Below are 16,992 nucleotides of genomic sequence, written 5' to 3' on the forward strand. Positions count from 1 at the left end.
TATGGTACAGATATTCTATGACCTGTTAGCTTTTTTCGGCATCACCGCCGATGCTCCGACAAACCTGTCGGAATTCTTTCCTTGGTTTCTAGCTGTCCTTGTGGGCTTTGCGCTGTTCCTTTTCGTGTTCGGCATTATCAAGGATTTCACGCACACCTTTGCGCGGGGTAAATTCTGATGAATGGATATACCGTCCTGCTGCTTGTTGCTGCTGCTATTACGCTGGCTGTCTCCCGGATTGCCCGCTGCATTGTCTTTCATCCGTTCAAAAATTTGTATCACGCAATAAAAGACCTGTATTATTACCAGTTGCATAGAGGTTGGCACAACTGCCCTGTCGGCGCGTTGGACATATACTGTGGGTATTTCGGCAGCGGTAAAACTCTGTCCCTTGTACATAAGGTGGTCGGCCTGTACAATCAGTATAATGACAAAGTTGTATGGTGTCCGCGGCGTAAAAAGTTCGTAGTGCAGAAAATCAACATCCTGTCGAACGTGGATTTAGCCGTCCCCTATACAAAGCTGGAAAGCCTTGCGCAAGTTGTCAAAGCAAGTAAAACTATGAACGCTATTGACGATGAAAACGAAACGTTGACGGTCACGATTGTAGCTATGGACGAGTTGTCCGTTCAGATGAACAGTCGCAGCTTTAAGGACAACTTCAACGCCTACTTCTTGAACACGCTGCTCTGCTGCCGCCACTATCATATCAGTTTCTATGGTAGTGCGCAGCGTTTTCAGCACGTAGACAAGCTGCTCCGGGATGTAACGCACACAGTAATCCAGTGCAAAAAGATTTGGCGCTTTCAGCTTTGGAGTGCCTATGATGCGTGGGAAATGGAGAATGCAACCAATGCGGAAATGATTAAACCGCTGCGCTCCGGCTTGTGGTTTGTCCTCGACAAAGATTACAACGCCTATGATACTCTTGCGGTAGTAGATAACCTACAGAAAAAATTTGAGGAAGGTGACATTCTGTCTGAAGCTGAAATCATCACCAATCAGGCCCCGGCCGGCCCTCTGGGCCTAGAGGTAGCAACGAGCCCTACCCAGAAAGCGAAACGCCGGATGCAAGCCGGCACGAAAAAATAGCAAGGCGGCAAGCGCAAAAGCGGGGCGCGGGGCTATTGCCCCCGCCCTGCTTGCGCTTGCCCGTTTGCTTTATCTTATAGATTTGTAGATTTGTAAAAACTGTGCAGACCTTGTATCTTGTGAGAACGACGGCCCCGACCGAGTTAATTGCAGCGCCTGCGCGGGTGCAACTTTTCAATAGTAGAAACTTTTATCGCGCAAAGGCAAGAGTAGAGCTTTACGGCAGCTGCTATTTTTCTCTCTATTTGCTTTAGCGCCGTCCGCACTACTTTGCCTTGTTGCCAACATTGCATGGCAAGAGAGTGCGAGAAGTTCCCCTAGTTGCGGTTATCGCTATATCTTGTTTGCCCTTTAGTTGCATATCGTTCCTTGCGCCGTGCTAGCACGGCGCTTTTTTGGTGTAAAAGTCAAGGGTAGGGGTGGAGATTTTTTCAGCACAGACGCAGCGGAGCAAGTCTATGCTGAAAAAATACTACCCCGACCTTTACTTTTATACCAAAAAAAATAAAATTTTAGTAGAACCAACCGAGAGGAGAACAAGAAGGATGTATGTAGAACCACGACCAAAAGGACGACATTTTAGACCAGATGATAGAATAGCAATACAAGCCCTGTATAAAGCTGGACATTCTCAAAGAGAAATTGCAAAAGAAATAGGTTGTTCTCAATCTTCCATCAGTAGAGAATTGAAAAAGGGAAAAGTACAGCAATTAGACGGTGCAACCTATATTTTCTATTATACCTACGATGCTAGCACCGCCCAAAGATATGCAGAATACCAGTATACTGCGCACAGTAACGGTCTGAAAATCGGCAATAACCACAACTATGTAAATGCAATAGCCGAGTGTATATCAATGGGATATAGCCCCTACGCCGCAATAGAAAAAGTCGGCAACACCTACGGCGTAAAGGTCACCAAGCAAACCATGTACCGCTACATTGCTGAGGGTCTAATCCCACATACAACCTATAAAAATCTTCCAGTAGGACACCGCAAAAAGCGCAAAAAACAAGTACAATCAACTATGCGTTCAAAGAGTTTAAACCATCGCAGTATTGACCGCCGCTCAAAAGTTATATTGACCCGCGACAGCTTTGGACATTGGGAAATAGATAGTATTATAGGAACATCCGAGGGTAAAAACGAATCTTGCCTAGTAATGACAGAACGCCAGACTAGAGAAGAAATAGTAATTAAGGTAGAAGATAAAACTGCCGATGCCACTACAAAAGCAATGCAACAGTTAAAGCAAACATTCGGAGATGACTTTAACAAAATTTTCTTCACCATCACCCTAGACAACGGTTCAGAATTTGCAAATCAAAACGCCTTTGACGCGCTGGGCGTTCCCGCGTTCTACTGCCATCCCGGACACCCATACGAGCGCGGCAGTAACGAAAACAACAACAAACTCTTGCGCCGCCACTTTCCCAAGGGTCAGAGCATGAAACACAAAACACAGTACCACGCCACACAAGCGCAACACTTCGTAAACGGCTACCCGCGCGAAATGTTTAACGGAAGATGTAGTAACGACCTGTTCAGAGAACAGCTAGAACAAATAAACTTGAGCGATAAACATAGAATTTATAATTTCTTTAAAATTTAAAAAAGACAGCGGTTTACCGCTGTCCTCCTTAATCGTAAGTTCCGCGAACGCGGACGCATTGCGCATGGCATTAGGCTCGTTTAAATCCGTCGGAGACACCTTATTAGTTTTTCTGGTGGAGAGCAACCAAAAAAACAGAGTATCACCGCGCTGGCGCGGCGATACCCAAAAGACGCTCACCAACAGAAAAACAAACTTTACCTAGCCGCAATGTGAGCGAAAGAGACTGATAGAACAGATGCCCAGTTTTTCAAGCGCCTGTTTTATCGGTCTATTCGCGTTGTGCAAGTTGCACAGTTTCCCACGCCGCTTTAGGCGTTTTCCGCTACCGCCTTTGTGCGCTTTGCTGAATTATCCGTTTGGGTGTTGACTTTAGGAAAAAACTTCATACAGGGCAAAAAAATTGCATAAATCTGGATAGAAAGGGGGTGTGTGCCAATGCGGGAGCTGTCTGGCTGGGGGCTGCGCGCCCTGTGCGCGGCGGTGCTGGCTGGCTGTGCGGCGGCAGTGTCCGTCTGCCCCGGGCGCACGTGGCTGCTGCGTGCGGCGCTCTACACACAGGACCCCGCGGCGGCGGCAACCCTCACATGGCCGACCCCGCCCGCGCAGAGCGTCTATAAGCCCCAGAAGCCGGAGCCTCGCTCCACGCCGCAGCCCACGGCAAGCCCCTCCCCTGCCCCGACTGCCGCGCCGACACCCACCCCCACGACCACGCCGCTGCCCAGTGCCGCGCCCCCGCTGGAAAATGCGGGCCGCATACGCGCCGTGACGCTGAAGCAGGGCAGCGGCAGCGGGTATGTGCAGCTGGCGGCGGGCAGCATCCGCAACAGCACCGAGCACCCTGATGCCGACCTACGCGCCGCCGTAACCACCCAGAGCCTGCCCTTTGCCGTGGAGAAAAACAGCGATGAGCCGCAGCTGCTCATTATGCACACCCACGCCACCGAGAGCTACCAGACCTGGCCCGACCCGGTGTTTGACCCGGACTACACGGCCCGCAGCAAGAATACAGCGCTGAATATGTGCGCCGTGGGGGCCGAGATGGCGCGGGTGCTGAACGCCGCGGGCATCAACACGCTGCATGACGCCACCCTCTATGACGCACCCGGCTACACCGACAGCTACAAGCGCAGCCGTGCGGGTGTGCAGGCGTATTTGGAGCAGTACCCTTCTATTAAAGTAGTGCTGGATGTCCACCGTGACGCGATTGAGGACAGCGACGGCACCCGCGTCAAGCCGGTGTGTGAGCTGGACGGCGAGAGCGCCGCGCAGGTTATGATTATTGCCGGATGCGATAACGGCGCCAGTGTGCCCCTGCCGGACTGGCGGCTGAACCTACGCTTTGCCGCCGCGTGGGAAGCCGAAATGGAAAAGGCTTTCCCCGGCCTTACGCGGCCGGTGCTCTGCGGCTACCGGTTTTACAATCAGGATTTGACAACCGGCAGCCTGCTGATTGAGATTGGCGGCCACGCCAACACGCTGGACGAAGCCCTTTGCGCCGCCCGCCACGCCGCCGAAGCGCTGGCAGCGGTGCTGGGGTGAAGCAATATGGATTACACGCTTGGCCGTAGGGCGGGGTGGCCTTACCCCCCCCCGGAACTGTGCGGTATATGCTGCTTGCAGAGTGGCCGTAGGGAGCGGCGTCCCTGACGCCCCGCAGCGCCGAACCGGCGGCTTTACCGCTAACTCACGGAACCCCCTTTACTTTTTGCTTCATACCTGTTAAAATAAAAATATTCATATGTATAAAGAGGAGTGGACTATCCATGCAGAGAACGGAACTCGCATCGCTGTACAAGGCCACCCCTGCAGACGGCACCAAGGTCACCGTCTGCGGCTGGGCCAAAACTGTGCGCGATTCTAAAAATATCGGCTTTATCTCGCTGTCTGACGGCAGCTGCTATAAGCCTGTTCAGATTGTTTTTCAGGCTGACAAGCTCGCCAACTATGCCGAGATTGCCAAGTGCGGCCTGTATACCAGCTTTGAGGTCACCGGCACGCTGGTGCTGACCCCCAATGCTAAGCAGCCGTTTGAAATCAACGCCGATGCCATCACCGTGCTGGGCCCCTGCGGCGGCGACTACCCGCTGCAGAAGAAGAAGATGGGCATGGACTATCTGCGCACGATGACCCATCTGCGCCCGCGCACCAACACCTTCAACGCGGCGTTCCGCGTGCGCGGTCAGGCGGCCTTTGCCCTGCACCAGTTCTTCCATGAGCGCGGCTTTACCTACGTGCATACGCCGATTTTCACCGGCTCTGACTGCGAGGGTGCCGGCGAGATGTTCCAGGTCACAACGCTGGACCTCAACGATGTGCCCCGCAATGACGAGGGCGGCGTTGACTACACGAAGGACTTCTTCAAGCGCCCGGTCAACCTGACGGTTTCCGGCCAGCTGGAGGCCGAGGCTATGGCCATGGCGCTGGGCAATGTCTACACCTTTGGCCCCACCTTCCGCGCCGAGAAGAGCTATGACACCCGCCACGCGGCCGAGTTCTGGATGATTGAGCCCGAGATGGCCTTTGCCGACCTGAACACCTATCTGGAAACCGCCGAGGCCATGACCCGCTATGTCATCCGCTTCCTGCTGGATAACTGCCCCGATGAGCTGGCTTTCTTCAACCAGTTCTTTGACAAGGGCCTGATTGAGCGTCTGGAGCTGGTGGCCAACTCCGACTTTGCCCGCGTGACCTACACCGACGCCATCGAGCTGCTGAAGAAGAACAACGATAACTTCCAGTACAAGGTCGAGTGGGGCACCGACCTGCAGACTGAGCACGAGCGCTACCTGACCGAGCAGATTTTCAAGAAGCCGGTCTTTGTCACCGACTACCCGAAGGAAATCAAGGCGTTCTATATGCGCCAGAACGAGGACGGCAAGACGGTTGCCGCCGCCGATATGCTTGTTCCCGGCATCGGTGAGCTGATTGGCGGCTCCCAGCGTGAGGAGCGTCTGGATGTGCTGGAGGCCCGCATGAAGGAGCTGGGCCTAAACACCGCTGACTATGACTGGTACCTTGACCTGCGCCGTTACGGCAGCGTGAAGCATGCCGGTTACGGTCTGGGCTTTGAGCGCCTGCTGATGTACGTCACCGGCATCCCCAACATCCGTGACGTCATCCCCTTCCCCCGCACCTGCGGAGGCTTCTGATGCAGCCCATTGCGGCACCGCTGCTGCAATGGTTCAACGCAAACAAAAGGCTCCTGCCCTTTCGGCAGGAGCCTTCTGCGTACCATATCTGGGTCAGCGAAATTATGCTGCAGCAGACCCGCGTAGCGGCGGCTATCCCCTATTATGAACGTTTTATCGCGGCATTGCCGGACCCTGCAGCGCTGGCGGCCTGTGAACCGGACGCTTTGCGCAAGCTGTGGCAGGGCCTTGGCTACTACAACCGCGTCAATAATATGCAGAAGGCGGCCCGCATTGTCTGCGAGCAGTACGGCGGTGAGCTGCCCGCCGATTATGACGCCCTGCGCAGCCTGCCGGGCATCGGGGACTACACCGCGGGGGCGATTGCCAGTATCGCCTTCGGCATCCCCGCGCCCGCTGTGGATGGCAATGTCCTGCGCGTCTTTGCGCGGCTCTGCAACGATGACGCCGATGTGATGACCCCGGCGACCAAAAAGGCCTTTACCGTGCGGGTGCTTGACCAGATGCCCAAGGCCACACCCGGGCCGTACAACGAGGCTTTGATGGAGCTCGGCGCGCTGGTATGCGTGCCCGGCACCCCGCGCTGCGGCGAGTGCCCGCTGGTGGGGCTCTGCCAGGGATATGCGGCGGGCCGTGCGGCGGAGCTGCCGGTGAAGCCTGCACCCAAGGCGAAGGCCCGCGTGCCGGTGACGGTGGCTCTGATTGAGAGCGAGGCCGGCCTGCTTTTGCAGCGCCGCCCTGCCCGCGGCCTGCTGGCCGGACTCTGGCAGCCTGCGGCGTGGGAGAAAAGCCTGACCCGCGAGGAACTGACTGCGGCGCTGGCGAATCTGGGTGTGCAGGCAGCGCTGGATGAGCCGCTGCCTCCGGCAAAGCACGTATTTACGCACAAAATCTGGGAGCTTGTCGGCTGGCGCGGCACCGCACCGGCCTGCCCCCTGCCCGACGGCTATGTCTGGGCCGCCCCCGCCCAGCTGGCCGAGGTTTACCCCGTGCCGAACGCATTCGGTGCGTATGTGAAGGGGCGGTAACTGGCGGCGGAATTGTAGGGAGCGGCGTCCCGATAGATGTCGTTTCCCGGAACCGCGGGCGGATATGGAATCCGCCCCTACAGTGCAGCAATCATAAAAAACAGGAGCGTTTCCCTTACCCAAGGGTGACGCTCCTGCTTGTTTTTACATAGTATGGCTTGCGGTTATTCCAGATTGCCGGTCAGCAGCATGGCGGCGGTCAGGGCGGCCAGCGGCGCGGTCTCACAGCGCAGAATCCGCGGGCCAAGACCTACGGTGATTGCACCGGCGGCCTTGGCGGCGGCAGCCTCCTCAACCGAGAAGCCGCCCTCGCTGCCGGTCACGATGGCAAGGCGCTTGTACTGGCCGGGGTGCAGTACCTCCCGCAGGGAAGTACCGCCGCCCTCATAAAAATACAGAACAGCGTCAAACTTGCTGAACTCCGCGCAGACGGCGGCAAAATCATTCAGCGGCATGGCAACGTGCGGCAGCATGGCACGGCCTGCCTGCTTGGCGGCCTCGGCGGCAATGCGGTTGTAGCGCTCGTTCTTGGCGTCCTCTTTTTTGGGGGAGGCTACACAGTAGCGGCTGAAGAACGGCACAACCTCGGTCACGCCCAGCTCCACGCTGTGGCGGATGACCTCCTCCAGCTTGCCCTGCTTGGGGTAGCCCGCAAACAGTGTCACGGCGCAGTCCGGCTCGGCCTTGCTGGTGGTGCCGTCAGTTACGGTGAACTCCACCCGGCCGGGCTGAATGGCAGTGACCGTGCCGAGGTATTCCAGCCCATCGGGCCCGCAGAGCACAACCTCCTCGCCCAAGCGGGTGCGCATAACGTCCGCCAGATGATGGGCGTCGCTGCCGGTCAGCGCGGCGCGGCCGTCGGCCAGCTCCCGCGTAAAATAACGATGCGGCATGGTTTACGCCTCTTTCTTCTCGCAGATGATGCAGACCCAGCCGCGCTTCTCCTTGACCTCGACCGGCTCCAGACCCGCGGCCTTCAGGCCGGTAATGACCTCCTCGCGGCGCTCGTCAATGATGCCGCTGGCGATGAACCGTGCACCGGGCGCCATCAGCACCGGCACGTGCGGGGCAAGAGACAGGATAGCCGCCGCCACGATGTTGGCCGTGATGATGTTGTACTGGCCGCTGGCCTTGTCGGACAAATCGCCGACAAGCACCTTGAAGTTTTCGGCCACACCGTTGCGCTCGGCGTTCTCACCCGCGGTGCGCACACACATCGGGTCAATGTCCACGCCCTCGGCACTGGCTGCGCCCAGCTTCAGCGCGGCGATGGCCAGAATGCCGGAGCCGGTGCCGATGTCCAGCACGCGCTCCCCGCCCTTGACAAGGCTGTCCAGCGTTTCAAGGCAGAGAGAGGTGGTCTCGTGCGTGCCGGTGCCGAAGGCCATGCCGGGGTCCATGATAATCTTGATGCGGTCGGTGTCATACTCCTCCCACCCGGGGACGATGGCCAGACGCTGGCCGATGTCCATCGCGTGGTAGTACTTCTTCCAGGCGTTCTGCCAGTCCTCCTGCTCAACGCCGGTGGTGTTCAGCTGGTAGTCGATGCCGCTGCTTTTCAGGCGCTCCTCAAACAGGGGCAGCACCTCGGCAGGGTTCTCGTCCGGTGCAAGATACATATGCACAATGACGATGTCACGCGGTTTATCCAGCAAATCCTGCTCAATCAGGTCGACGTGGGCAATCTCCCACGCCTGCTGTTCCAGGTCGCTGTAATCCTCGATATAAATGCCGCCGTTCGCAACCATGGTTGCGATAGCCTCGGCGGTGTCGGCGTCGCGCTTGGCAACGGTAATGCTGATGTCAGTCCATTCCATATGGGTGGCTCCTTCTATAAATGGTTTGCGGGCGAATTCTATATCCGCCCGGGAAATGTGACATTTACCCATTTTTTTCTATTATACAGTATTTTCCCACGCAATTCAATCCGGAAAGGAGAAATCGCTATGCAAATCCAGCGCATTACCCATGCTGAATGTGAGGAACTCTACCGCACGGCCCTGCCGCGGGACTTCCCGGCGGCGGAGCTGAAGCCGTTTTCGGAGATACAGCGCCTGCTGGACGCGGGGGTGTATGAACCGCTGCTTCTGACCGATGACACCGGAACGCGGCTGGCCTATGCGTGGCTGGTGGTGCTGCCCGCCCAGCGCACGGCGCTGCTCGACTACTTTGCCGTGCGGTATGACCTGCGGGGCGGCGGTGTGGGCACAGCAGCGCTGCAGCTGGTCAAGGAATACTGCGCTATGCGGGTGCAGGATTTGCTGCTGGAGTGCGAACACCCCACCGAGGCCCCCGACCCGGACGCGGCGCGGCGGCGCATCGGGTTTTATCTGCGGGCCGGGGCGCGGGCCACAGCGCTGGAAAGCCGGGTGTTCGGCACACGGTACACGGTGCTCTCGCTGCCGTGCGGCGGCACCGTGCCCGATGCACAGCTCTGTAAGGAGCTGCGGGCGCTCTACCGCGTGATGGTGCCGCACCCCTATTATCGTGGGCAGGTCATATTTTACGGCAGCTAGGTCAATACTACCTCAAAAGGGAGGTATGACCTGTGAAACTGGACCCCAGACGATATGATGAGATGATTGGCCGGGCATCGCCGCCCTCGCCGGTGGTGCGGGACTGCGCGTGGGCATTCTGCGTGGGCGGGGCTATCTGCACATTGGGCGAGGGGCTGCGCCAGCTGTTCCTGATTTGGTATGACAAAACGCTGGCGGGCACGCTGACCAGCATTGCGCTGATTTTTCTGGCCGCGCTCTGTACCCTGCCCGGCTGGTACCAGAAGCTGGCGGCCAAGGCAGGCGCAGGCACGCTGGTGCCCATCACCGGGTTTGCCAATTCGGTGGTCAGCCCGGCCATTGAGTTCAAGGCCGAGGGCTGGATAACCGGCGTGGGGGCAAAGATTTTCGGCATTGCCGGGCCGGTGATTGCCTATGGCACACTGGCCAGCTTTGTGTGGGGCGTGCTTTACTGGCTGCTGGGAAAGGTGGGGTGACGGATGCGCAGGGGTGACACACTGCTGTTTGAACAGCCGCCTGTGGTGGGCGCGTGGGCGGCGGCAGGCGGCAAAAAGGAGAGCGAGGGCCCGCTGGCCTCCGCGTTTGACTTTCTGACGCAGGACGCCGGCTTTGCCGAGCAGGGCTGTGAAAACTGGGAACAGGCCGAGAGCCTGTTGCAGCGCAGGGCGGTGGAGCTCTGCCTGCGCAAGGCGGATATTCCGCGCAGTAAAGTAGATATTGCCTTTGCGGGGGATTTGCAGGCCCAGTGCACGGCCAGCAACTACACGATGCGCGAACTGGGCATCCCCTTTGCCGGGGTGTACGGCGCGTGCAGCACGATGGCGGAAACGCTGGCCCTTGCGGCTGTGTTTGCGGCGACCGGTATGGCTGAGCGCGTTCTGGCGCTGACCAGCAGCCATTTCTGCGCGGCGGAACGTCAGTTCCGCACGCCGCTGGAATACGGTGCCAAGCGCACGCCCACAGCCCAGTGGACCGCCACCGCTGCGGGGGCCTGTCTGGTGCGGGCGCACGGTATCGGTGTGCCGGTGCGGTCGGTGACGTTCGGCCGCGTGCAGGACTACGCGGTGCATGACATCAACAATATGGGCGCAGCGATGATGCCCGCGGCGGCCTCCACGCTGCTGCACTATTTCGCCGCGTCCGGGACAAGCCCCAAGGACTTTGACGCCATTTTTACCGGCGACTTGGGCGAGGTCGGCACAGCCCTGCTGCGCGAGCAGATGGCCCAAGAGGGCCTGCCGCTGGACAACCACAAGGACTGCGGCTGCCTTTTGTATGACACGGCCGGGCAGAATGTGCAGGCGGGCGGCAGCGGGGCTGGGTGCAGCGCCGCCGTGCTGTGCTGTAAGATTCTGCCAATGCTGGCGGCAGGGCAGCTGCGCCGGGTGCTGTTTGTGGCCACTGGCGCCCTGATGAGCCAGACAACTTTTTTGCAGGGCGAGAGCATCCCCGGCATCGCCCACTGTGTGGAGCTGGGAGGTGCACAATGAATTACGTCTGGGCGTTTGTGGTGGGCGGCGCTATCTGCGTGGTTGGCCAGCTACTGATTGACTACACCAAGCTCTCCCCTGCCAGAGTCCTGACCGGCTACGTGGTGGCCGGGGTGATTTTAAGCGCAGTGGGGCTGTACAAGCCGCTGGTGGACCTTGCCGGGGCGGGGGCCAGCGTGCCGCTGCTGGGATTCGGGCATCTGCTGGCGCAGGGCGTGCAGAACGCTGTGGACAGCTGCGGCCTGCCCGGCGCGTTCACCGGTGGGCTGACAGCCGCCAGCGGCGGCATTGCGGCCAGTCTGATTTTCGGCGTGCTGGCCGCAGCCGTGGGAAAAAGTCGCGACCAGAACTGAGCGTATGAACGTCGTTGCCGGTTCACCTGTAGGGCGGGGTGACCCCACCCCGCCGTCCATTTTGCCGCCAGCATTTTGACATTTCCCTAGGTTTGTTCTATACTGTACGTGGTGTAAGAACAACAAAGGGGCGTTTCCATGCAAAAACAACTGACGCGGGGGCCGGTTATGCCGACCATGCTGCGATTTGCCGTGCCGATGATTCTGGGCGATTTGCTGCAGCAATGCTACAATATTGCTGATACCCTGATTGTGGGGCGGTTCATCGGCACCGGGGCACTGGCCGCGGTCGGCTCGGCGTTCACGCTCATGACCTTCCTAACCTCAATTCTGCTGGGGTTGGCGATGGGCAGCGGGACGGTGTTCTCGATAAAATTCGGCCAGAAAGACGATGCAGCGCTGAAAGAAGGCGTCCTCGCCAGCTTTGTGCTGCTGGCGGCGGTCACGGCGGTGCTGACGGCGGCGGTGTATATCGGCTTTGACGGCATTCTGTGTTTTTTGCACATCCCGGCGGAGCTGGACAGGATGATGCGCAGCTATCTGCGCATTGTGTTTGTGGGGCTGGCGGCAACATTTCTCTATAATTATTTCGCCTCGCTGCTGCGGGCGCTGGGCAACTCGGTAGTGCCGCTGGTGTTTCTGGGCGTGTCGGCCGGGCTGAACATTGCCCTTGACCTCTGGTTCGTCTGCGGGCTGGACTGGGGCGTGGCGGGCGCTGCCGCAGCCACGGTGCTGGCGCAGTACGTCTCCGGCGTTGGCATTGCGGTGTACACCTGGTGCGGCTTCCCGCTGCTGCGCGAAGCCTGCCGCGCTAAGCTGCGCCCCGCCCGCGTGAAGGAGATTGCGTCCTTCTCGGCGCTGACCTGTGTGCAGCAGTCGGTTATGAACCTTGGGATTCTGACCGTGCAGGGGCTGGTCAACAGCTTTGGCACAATCGTGATGGCAGCCTTTGCGGCAGCGGTAAAAATTGACGCCTTTGCGTATCTGCCGGTGCAGGATTTTGGCAATGCGTTCTCCATTTTTCTGGCGCAGAACTACGGCGCACAGGAAAAAGACCGCCTGAAGCAGGGTATGCGCGGCGCGTTTGCCGCAGCGGCGGTGTTCAGCGTGGCGGTCAGCTGCGTGGTGTACGCCTTTGCTGCGCCGCTGATGCGGATTTTTATTGACGCTGACGAGACGGCAGTGGTTGCCGAGGGTGTGCGGTATCTGCACATCGAGGGTGCGTTCTATCTCGGCATCGGTTGGCTGTTTTTGCTGTACGGGCTCTACCGCGCTGTGGGGCGGCCCGGTATGTCGGTGGTGCTGACGGTCATCTCGCTGGGCACCCGCGTGGTGCTGGCGTATGCGCTCTCGGCTTTGCCCGCTATCGGCGTGGTGGGCATCTGGTGGAGTGTGCCCATCGGCTGGTTCCTTGCCGACGCCGCAGGCCTTGGGTATTATTGGCTCCGCCGCAAAACGCTGTTTGAGCTGCGGGGGTAAGGCTGGCCCTCATCAGTCAGCGGTCGGGGCCGCTGACAGCTTCCCCCGCAGGGGAAGCCTTCTCCTGCGGGAGAAGGTGGCGCGTAGCGCCGGATGAGGGCCAACCTTGCCGGAAGCTGACGTTTACCGGAACTTTACACCACAAACAAAAGCGGGCAGTGGACTGCAATCGTCCACTGCCCGCTGTATTTTTATGTCAGGAAACGCTGGAGCTCAGGGTGACTTCCAGCGTCAGCACCTTGCCCTCACGCTCGACCTGCAGGTTGACCTTGTCGCCAATGGCCTTGTCCTTCAGGTAATTCTTCAGCGCGGAGCTGTCGCTGACGGCGGTATCATCCACGGCCAGCACGCGGTCACCCACCTGCACACCGGCGGCCTCTGCGCCGCTGCCCTTGGTGACCTCGACCACATAGACGCCCATCGTGGTGACACCCAGCTGCTGTGCGGTCTGGGAATCCGTCACGTCCAGAATCTTGATGCCCAGTGCGGGGCGTGCCACAGCGCCGCTTTCAATCAGCTGCTGGCCAATTTCCATCGCGGTGTTGATGGGGATGGCAAAGCCGATGCCCTCGGCCTCGCTGTAGCTGCTCTTGGCGTTGACAATGCCGATCAGCTCACCGTTGCCGTTGAACAGACCGCCGCCGGAGTTGCCCGGGCTGATGGAAGCATCGGTCTGAATCAGCGTCATATCGTTGTTCTGCACGGTAACCTGACGGTTCAGCGCGCTGACAATGCCGTCCGTGACGGTGTTGGACAGCGTGCCCAGCGGGTTGCCGACTGCCACGGCCACCTCGCCCACGGCCAGCGCGTCACTGTCACCAATGACCGCCGGGGTCAGGCCGGTGGCGTCAATCTTCAGCACGGCCACGTCCGAGGTGGGATCCTGCCCGACAACGGTGGCATCGTAGGACTCATCGCTGCCGTTCAGCTGGACCTTGACGCTGGTGGCACCGCTGACAACGTGGGCGCAGGTCAGGATGTAGCCATCCTGGCTGATGATAACGCCAGAGCCTGCGCCGCTCTGCACATAATAGCCGCCGAACCAGGTCTGGCTGCTGCTCATCTGCTCGGTGGTGATGGCCACAACGCTGGGCGAAACCACCGAGGCAATCTGCTGCACGCTCATGCTGGTGCCGTCCGTGCTGCCTGCGGCGGTGGCACCGGTGCTGCGCTGCACCTGCTGCACAACCACCTGATTGCCGGTCAGTCCGGTACGGCTGGCAACCACAGCGCCGCCCAGACCGCCGCCGAGGCCCAGCGCGGCCACGCCAACACAGGCCAGCACGCGCAGAAGCACTTTGTTGGGCTTCTTCTTCTGGGGCACAGGGGGCTGCTGCGGGGCGCTGGAATAGCTGTAGCCATTGTAGCCGCCGTTATTGCCGCCGTTGCCGCCGCTGAAGCTGCTGGTGTAGCCGCTATTGTCCTGCTGCGGGTTCGGGTTGGCACTGCCGTAGCCGGTGGAATAATCAGTGCGGGCGGTGTTGGCCGTGTTGGCGCCGCTGGAGCCTACGTTGGGGTAGGCATTGTCCTGCGCGGGTTGCTGCGGGGCCTGTGCCGATTGCTGCGGCTGTGCAGGCTGGGGGTTATTCTGCTGGGGCGGGTTCTGCCCGCCGCCGGATGTATTGTTATAGAGACCTGAGTAATCGTATTCGCTGCTCATATCGGTCGTCTCCTTTCGCTTTCTATGCCTACAGTATACAGGCTAATTGTGAAATAGGTTTCGTCAGAGAGTGAAAAGTGTGTGAAATGAATAGTTGCACGGAGCAACAAATTATGCTATGATTATACTATAAATACAATGAAAACTATACATCTGGTCGCTGGTGTACGATGACACGGCGCTGACCGCACAGATCGTCATCCGCCGCAAGTGGGATGACGTGCTGCACTATGACCTGAACACAAACACGATGAGTTGATATGCGCATTATCGAAGAAAACGGACAGTATACCTTATATAAAGAGCAGGAGGCCATCGGCACGGCAGTGCTGGACGGTCAGGCAATTCGGCAATTTGAGATTGCGCCGCAGTGGCGCGGGCGGGGCTACGGCAGCTATCTGCTGAAAGAAATCCTGCGCCGCGGCGGTGGGCTTGACCCCAAGCAGGCCACGCGGTTCACGGCTCCCCTGCCCTGCGATGCGGCTGACGCGGCACTGGCAGAAAAGTTTGATTTTGCCGCGGATGGTGCCCAGCTGGTGCGCCGCCGCGTGCCGGATTTGTCCGCCGTGCAGCTCTGCCACGAATTTCTGGCGGCGCGGCTGGCCCCGGGCGGACTGTATGTGGATGCCACCTGCGGGAACGGCCATGACACGCAGTTTTTGTGTGAGCTGGCCGGGCCCACAGGCCGCGTGCTGGGGCTGGATATTCAACAGCAGGCGGTGGATAACACAAACGCCCGGCTGGCGGCCGCCGGGTATGGGGCGGTGGGCCGCGCTATGGTGCACGACCACGCCCGCCTTGCCGAGGTGTTGAAGCCGGGCACGGCGGACTGCGTGCTGTTCAACTTCGGCTGGCTGCCCGGCGCAGAGCACGCGGTGCATTCCACCGCGGACGGCAGTGTGCCCGCCCTGCGTGCGGCGCTGGAGGCACTGCGCCCCGGCGGCGTGCTGGCCGCAGTGCTCTACAGCGGAAAAATCATCGGTGATGCAGAGAAAAAGGCCGCGCTGGCATTTTTCAAAAGCCTGCCGCTGACAACGTACACCGTGCTGGTCTGTGAGTTTGCCAACTGGGCCGACACCGCACCCCTGCCGTGCTTTGTCATCAAGAAATAGGTAGAAAAAATCCGTATCGCGGTTTTGAGCCGTTGATACGGATTTTTTGTGCATTATTAAATGGGCAACGCGGGGAAGGTTTCCCCTCATCAGTCAGCAACCCAATGCCTTCCCCCTTATACCTCCGGTGCGCCGCCGCCGATTTTGGGAATCGGGCAGTGCAGAATGTACCAGGCAAACAGCACGGACGAGATACTCCATGTCAGCGGGTAGGCCCAGAACACAACGCCGATTTTGTGGATGAAGTGCAGCGTGATGGTGATGTAGGTGATGCGCAGCGCACACCAGACCATCAGCATGACCATCATCGGCACAACCGGGCGGCCCAGCCCGCGCAGGATGCCGGCGCAGCAGTGGCTGAACGCCAGCAGGCAGTAGAACAGCGCCGCCGTGTGGGCCTGCTGCACGCCGAAGGCAATCACATCCGGCTCACGGCTGAACGCGCCAATCAGCCACGGCGAGGCAAGGCAGATGCTCACGCCCACAACCTCGGCCATCAGCACCGAGCACAGGCAGCCGAATTTCATACCCTTTCTCACGCGGTCGGGTTGGCCTGCGCCCACGTTCTGGCTGACAAAGGTGGCCAGCGCCATCGAGAAGCAGGTCACCGGCAGGAAGGCAAAGCCCTCTACCTTGCTGTAAGCACCGCAGCCCGCCATGGCCTGCGCGCCAAAGGCGTTGATGTTGGACTGCACAATGACGTTGGCAATCGAAATGACCGAGTTCTGCACGCCGGACGGCAGGCCCTGCATAATGACGGCCTTGAGCGAGGGGCTGTCAAACCGGATTTCCTGCCAGCGGACGGCCCACGCCTCCTGACTGCGCATCAGCTTGGCAAAGGCCAGAATGGCACTGACGGTCTGGGAGGCAATCGTGGCAAACGCTGCTGCGGCCACGCCCATGCGCAGCCAGCCGACAAGCACTAAGTCCAGAATAATGTTGATGATGGACGCGGTAATCAGGTACCGCATGGGGCTCTTGCTGTCACCGACAGATTGCAGAATACTCGCACCTACGTTGTACATAACAACGGCAATCGAGCCCATAAAATACATACGGAAATACGCCACCGAGTTGACAAGCACATCCGCGGGCGTGCCCATCCAGCGCAGAATCTGCGGCGTGAGCAGCACGCCCACAACGGTAAGCACCACGCCCGCGACAAGGCCCAGCGCCACGGTGGTGTGGATGGTGCGGCGCATCCGCGCCCAATCCTTGGCACCAAAATACCGCGCCACAACAACGCCCGCGCCCAGCGATACGCCGTTGACAAAGCCGGTGAGCAAAAATATCAGACTGCCGGATGAACCGACGGCGGCCAATGCCTCGCCGCCCAGAAAGTTGCCGACAATGAGCGAGTCGGCCGCATTATACAACTGCTGGAACAGGTTGCTGACGAAAATCGGCAGCGCAAACAGCAGCATACCCTTGGCGACACTGCCTTGGGTCAGGGTTGTTTTGTGTTTTTCTTCCATTTTCTGCTTTCTCTATACAACA

Annotated in this window: 16 protein-coding genes; 12 read left to right on the forward strand and 4 right to left on the reverse strand. The window is 59.3% G+C overall.

Features of this window, described 5'->3' with window-relative positions; translation table 11 throughout:
* Position 1 precedes the first annotated feature (1 nt).
* From NE623_RS05915 to NE623_RS05940, 6 genes are all read left to right on the forward strand, one after another.
* Positions 2-178, forward strand: coding sequence for a hypothetical protein (locus NE623_RS05915; RefSeq protein ID WP_256271971.1), 177 nt, complete (start codon positions 2-4; stop codon positions 176-178).
* Positions 178-1,092, forward strand: a complete 915-nt coding sequence (locus tag NE623_RS05920) for a hypothetical protein (protein WP_256271970.1) — start codon at positions 178-180, stop codon at positions 1,090-1,092. Before NE623_RS05915 ends, NE623_RS05920 begins: the two co-directional genes overlap by 1 nt.
* A 458-nt stretch (positions 1,093-1,550) precedes the next feature.
* On the forward strand, positions 1,551-2,705 hold the full coding sequence (locus tag NE623_RS05925) for an IS30 family transposase (protein WP_256271969.1): 1,155 nt from the start codon (positions 1,551-1,553) through the stop codon (positions 2,703-2,705).
* A 438-nt stretch (positions 2,706-3,143) separates the two neighbouring features.
* A complete protein-coding gene (gene spoIIP / locus NE623_RS05930) occupies positions 3,144-4,247 on the forward strand; it encodes a stage II sporulation protein P (protein WP_256271968.1) in 1,104 nt (367 codons plus the stop codon).
* A 224-nt stretch (positions 4,248-4,471) separates the two neighbouring features.
* Positions 4,472-5,857: an asparagine--tRNA ligase gene (asnS, locus tag NE623_RS05935; protein WP_256271967.1), complete on the forward strand. Its 1,386-nt coding sequence runs from the start codon at positions 4,472-4,474 to the stop codon at positions 5,855-5,857.
* Complete coding sequence (locus NE623_RS05940) at positions 5,857-6,885, forward strand: A/G-specific adenine glycosylase (protein WP_256271966.1); 1,029 nt, start codon at positions 5,857-5,859, stop codon at positions 6,883-6,885. Before asnS ends, NE623_RS05940 begins: the two co-directional genes overlap by 1 nt.
* A 164-nt stretch (positions 6,886-7,049) precedes the next feature.
* Here the strand turns inward: NE623_RS05940 and NE623_RS05945 are convergent, their stop codons facing one another.
* Both NE623_RS05945 and prmA read right to left on the reverse strand, forming a co-directional pair.
* Positions 7,050-7,778, reverse strand: a complete 729-nt coding sequence (locus tag NE623_RS05945) for an RsmE family RNA methyltransferase (RefSeq protein WP_256271965.1) — start codon at positions 7,776-7,778, stop codon at positions 7,050-7,052.
* 3 nt (positions 7,779-7,781) lie between these two features.
* Entirely contained in the window at positions 7,782-8,702 is a 921-nt protein-coding gene (prmA, locus tag NE623_RS05950) for a 50S ribosomal protein L11 methyltransferase (protein WP_256271964.1), read from the reverse strand.
* 129 nt (positions 8,703-8,831) lie between these two features.
* On the opposite strand from prmA, the gene NE623_RS05955 reads away from it, so the two are divergent.
* The 5 genes from NE623_RS05955 (at position 8,832) to NE623_RS05975 (ending at position 12,723) form a co-directional block, all read left to right on the forward strand.
* The gene (locus tag NE623_RS05955) at positions 8,832-9,401 is read left to right on the forward strand and encodes a GNAT family N-acetyltransferase (RefSeq protein WP_256271963.1); all 570 of its coding nucleotides are present in this window, start codon (positions 8,832-8,834) and stop codon (positions 9,399-9,401) included.
* Positions 9,402-9,433: 32 nt separating this feature from the next.
* Entirely contained in the window at positions 9,434-9,877 is a 444-nt protein-coding gene (locus NE623_RS05960; protein WP_256271962.1) for a SpoVA/SpoVAEb family sporulation membrane protein, read from the forward strand.
* A gap of 3 nt (positions 9,878-9,880) precedes the next feature.
* A complete protein-coding gene (locus tag NE623_RS05965; protein ID WP_256271961.1) occupies positions 9,881-10,891 on the forward strand; it encodes a stage V sporulation protein AD in 1,011 nt (336 codons plus the stop codon).
* Positions 10,888-11,244, forward strand: a complete 357-nt coding sequence (gene spoVAE, locus NE623_RS05970; protein WP_256271960.1) for a stage V sporulation protein AE — start codon at positions 10,888-10,890, stop codon at positions 11,242-11,244. Before NE623_RS05965 ends, spoVAE begins: the two co-directional genes overlap by 4 nt.
* A 138-nt stretch (positions 11,245-11,382) precedes the next feature.
* A complete protein-coding gene (locus tag NE623_RS05975; protein ID WP_256271959.1) occupies positions 11,383-12,723 on the forward strand; it encodes an MATE family efflux transporter in 1,341 nt (446 codons plus the stop codon).
* Positions 12,724-12,919: 196 nt separating this feature from the next.
* Here the strand turns inward: NE623_RS05975 and NE623_RS05980 are convergent, their stop codons facing one another.
* Positions 12,920-14,383, reverse strand: a complete 1,464-nt coding sequence (locus NE623_RS05980; protein ID WP_256271958.1) for a S1C family serine protease — start codon at positions 14,381-14,383, stop codon at positions 12,920-12,922.
* Between the two features lie 260 nt (positions 14,384-14,643).
* Here NE623_RS05980 and NE623_RS05985 point away from each other — a divergent pair, with 260 nt between their 5' ends.
* The gene (locus NE623_RS05985) at positions 14,644-15,495 is read left to right on the forward strand and encodes a class I SAM-dependent methyltransferase (protein WP_256271957.1); all 852 of its coding nucleotides are present in this window, start codon (positions 14,644-14,646) and stop codon (positions 15,493-15,495) included.
* 116 nt (positions 15,496-15,611) lie between these two features.
* Here NE623_RS05985 and NE623_RS05990 read toward each other — a convergent pair whose 3' ends face one another.
* Positions 15,612-16,970 carry an MATE family efflux transporter gene (locus NE623_RS05990; protein WP_256271956.1) on the reverse strand — a complete coding sequence of 453 codons (1,359 nt, stop codon included), beginning with the start codon at positions 16,968-16,970 and terminating at the stop codon, positions 15,612-15,614.
* Between the last annotated feature and the right edge of the window lie 22 nt (positions 16,971-16,992).

Source organism: Gemmiger formicilis, from assembly GCF_024462815.1.
Classification (GTDB): Bacteria; Bacillota; Clostridia; order Oscillospirales; family Ruminococcaceae; genus Gemmiger.

Excerpts from the sequence above, each read along its gene's own strand:
- NE623_RS05915 (WP_256271971.1), top strand. The coding sequence starts at position 2 with ATGGTACAGATATTCTATGACCTGTTAGCTTTTTTCGGCATCACCGCC.
- NE623_RS05920 (WP_256271970.1), top strand. The coding sequence starts at position 178 with ATGAATGGATATACCGTCCTGCTGCTTGTTGCTGCTGCTATTACGCTG.
- NE623_RS05925 (WP_256271969.1), top strand. The coding sequence starts at position 1,551 with ATGCTGAAAAAATACTACCCCGACCTTTACTTTTATACCAAAAAAAAT.
- spoIIP (WP_256271968.1), top strand. The coding sequence starts at position 3,144 with ATGCGGGAGCTGTCTGGCTGGGGGCTGCGCGCCCTGTGCGCGGCGGTG.
- asnS (WP_256271967.1), top strand. The coding sequence starts at position 4,472 with ATGCAGAGAACGGAACTCGCATCGCTGTACAAGGCCACCCCTGCAGAC.
- NE623_RS05940 (WP_256271966.1), top strand. The coding sequence starts at position 5,857 with ATGCAGCCCATTGCGGCACCGCTGCTGCAATGGTTCAACGCAAACAAA.
- NE623_RS05945 (WP_256271965.1), bottom strand. The coding sequence starts at position 7,778 with ATGCCGCATCGTTATTTTACGCGGGAGCTGGCCGACGGCCGCGCCGCG.
- prmA (WP_256271964.1), bottom strand. The coding sequence starts at position 8,702 with ATGGAATGGACTGACATCAGCATTACCGTTGCCAAGCGCGACGCCGAC.
- NE623_RS05955 (WP_256271963.1), top strand. The coding sequence starts at position 8,832 with ATGCAAATCCAGCGCATTACCCATGCTGAATGTGAGGAACTCTACCGC.
- NE623_RS05965 (WP_256271961.1), top strand. The coding sequence starts at position 9,881 with ATGCGCAGGGGTGACACACTGCTGTTTGAACAGCCGCCTGTGGTGGGC.
- spoVAE (WP_256271960.1), top strand. The coding sequence starts at position 10,888 with ATGAATTACGTCTGGGCGTTTGTGGTGGGCGGCGCTATCTGCGTGGTT.
- NE623_RS05975 (WP_256271959.1), top strand. The coding sequence starts at position 11,383 with ATGCAAAAACAACTGACGCGGGGGCCGGTTATGCCGACCATGCTGCGA.
- NE623_RS05980 (WP_256271958.1), bottom strand. The coding sequence starts at position 14,383 with ATGAGCAGCGAATACGATTACTCAGGTCTCTATAACAATACATCCGGC.
- NE623_RS05985 (WP_256271957.1), top strand. The coding sequence starts at position 14,644 with ATGCGCATTATCGAAGAAAACGGACAGTATACCTTATATAAAGAGCAG.
- NE623_RS05990 (WP_256271956.1), bottom strand. The coding sequence starts at position 16,970 with ATGGAAGAAAAACACAAAACAACCCTGACCCAAGGCAGTGTCGCCAAG.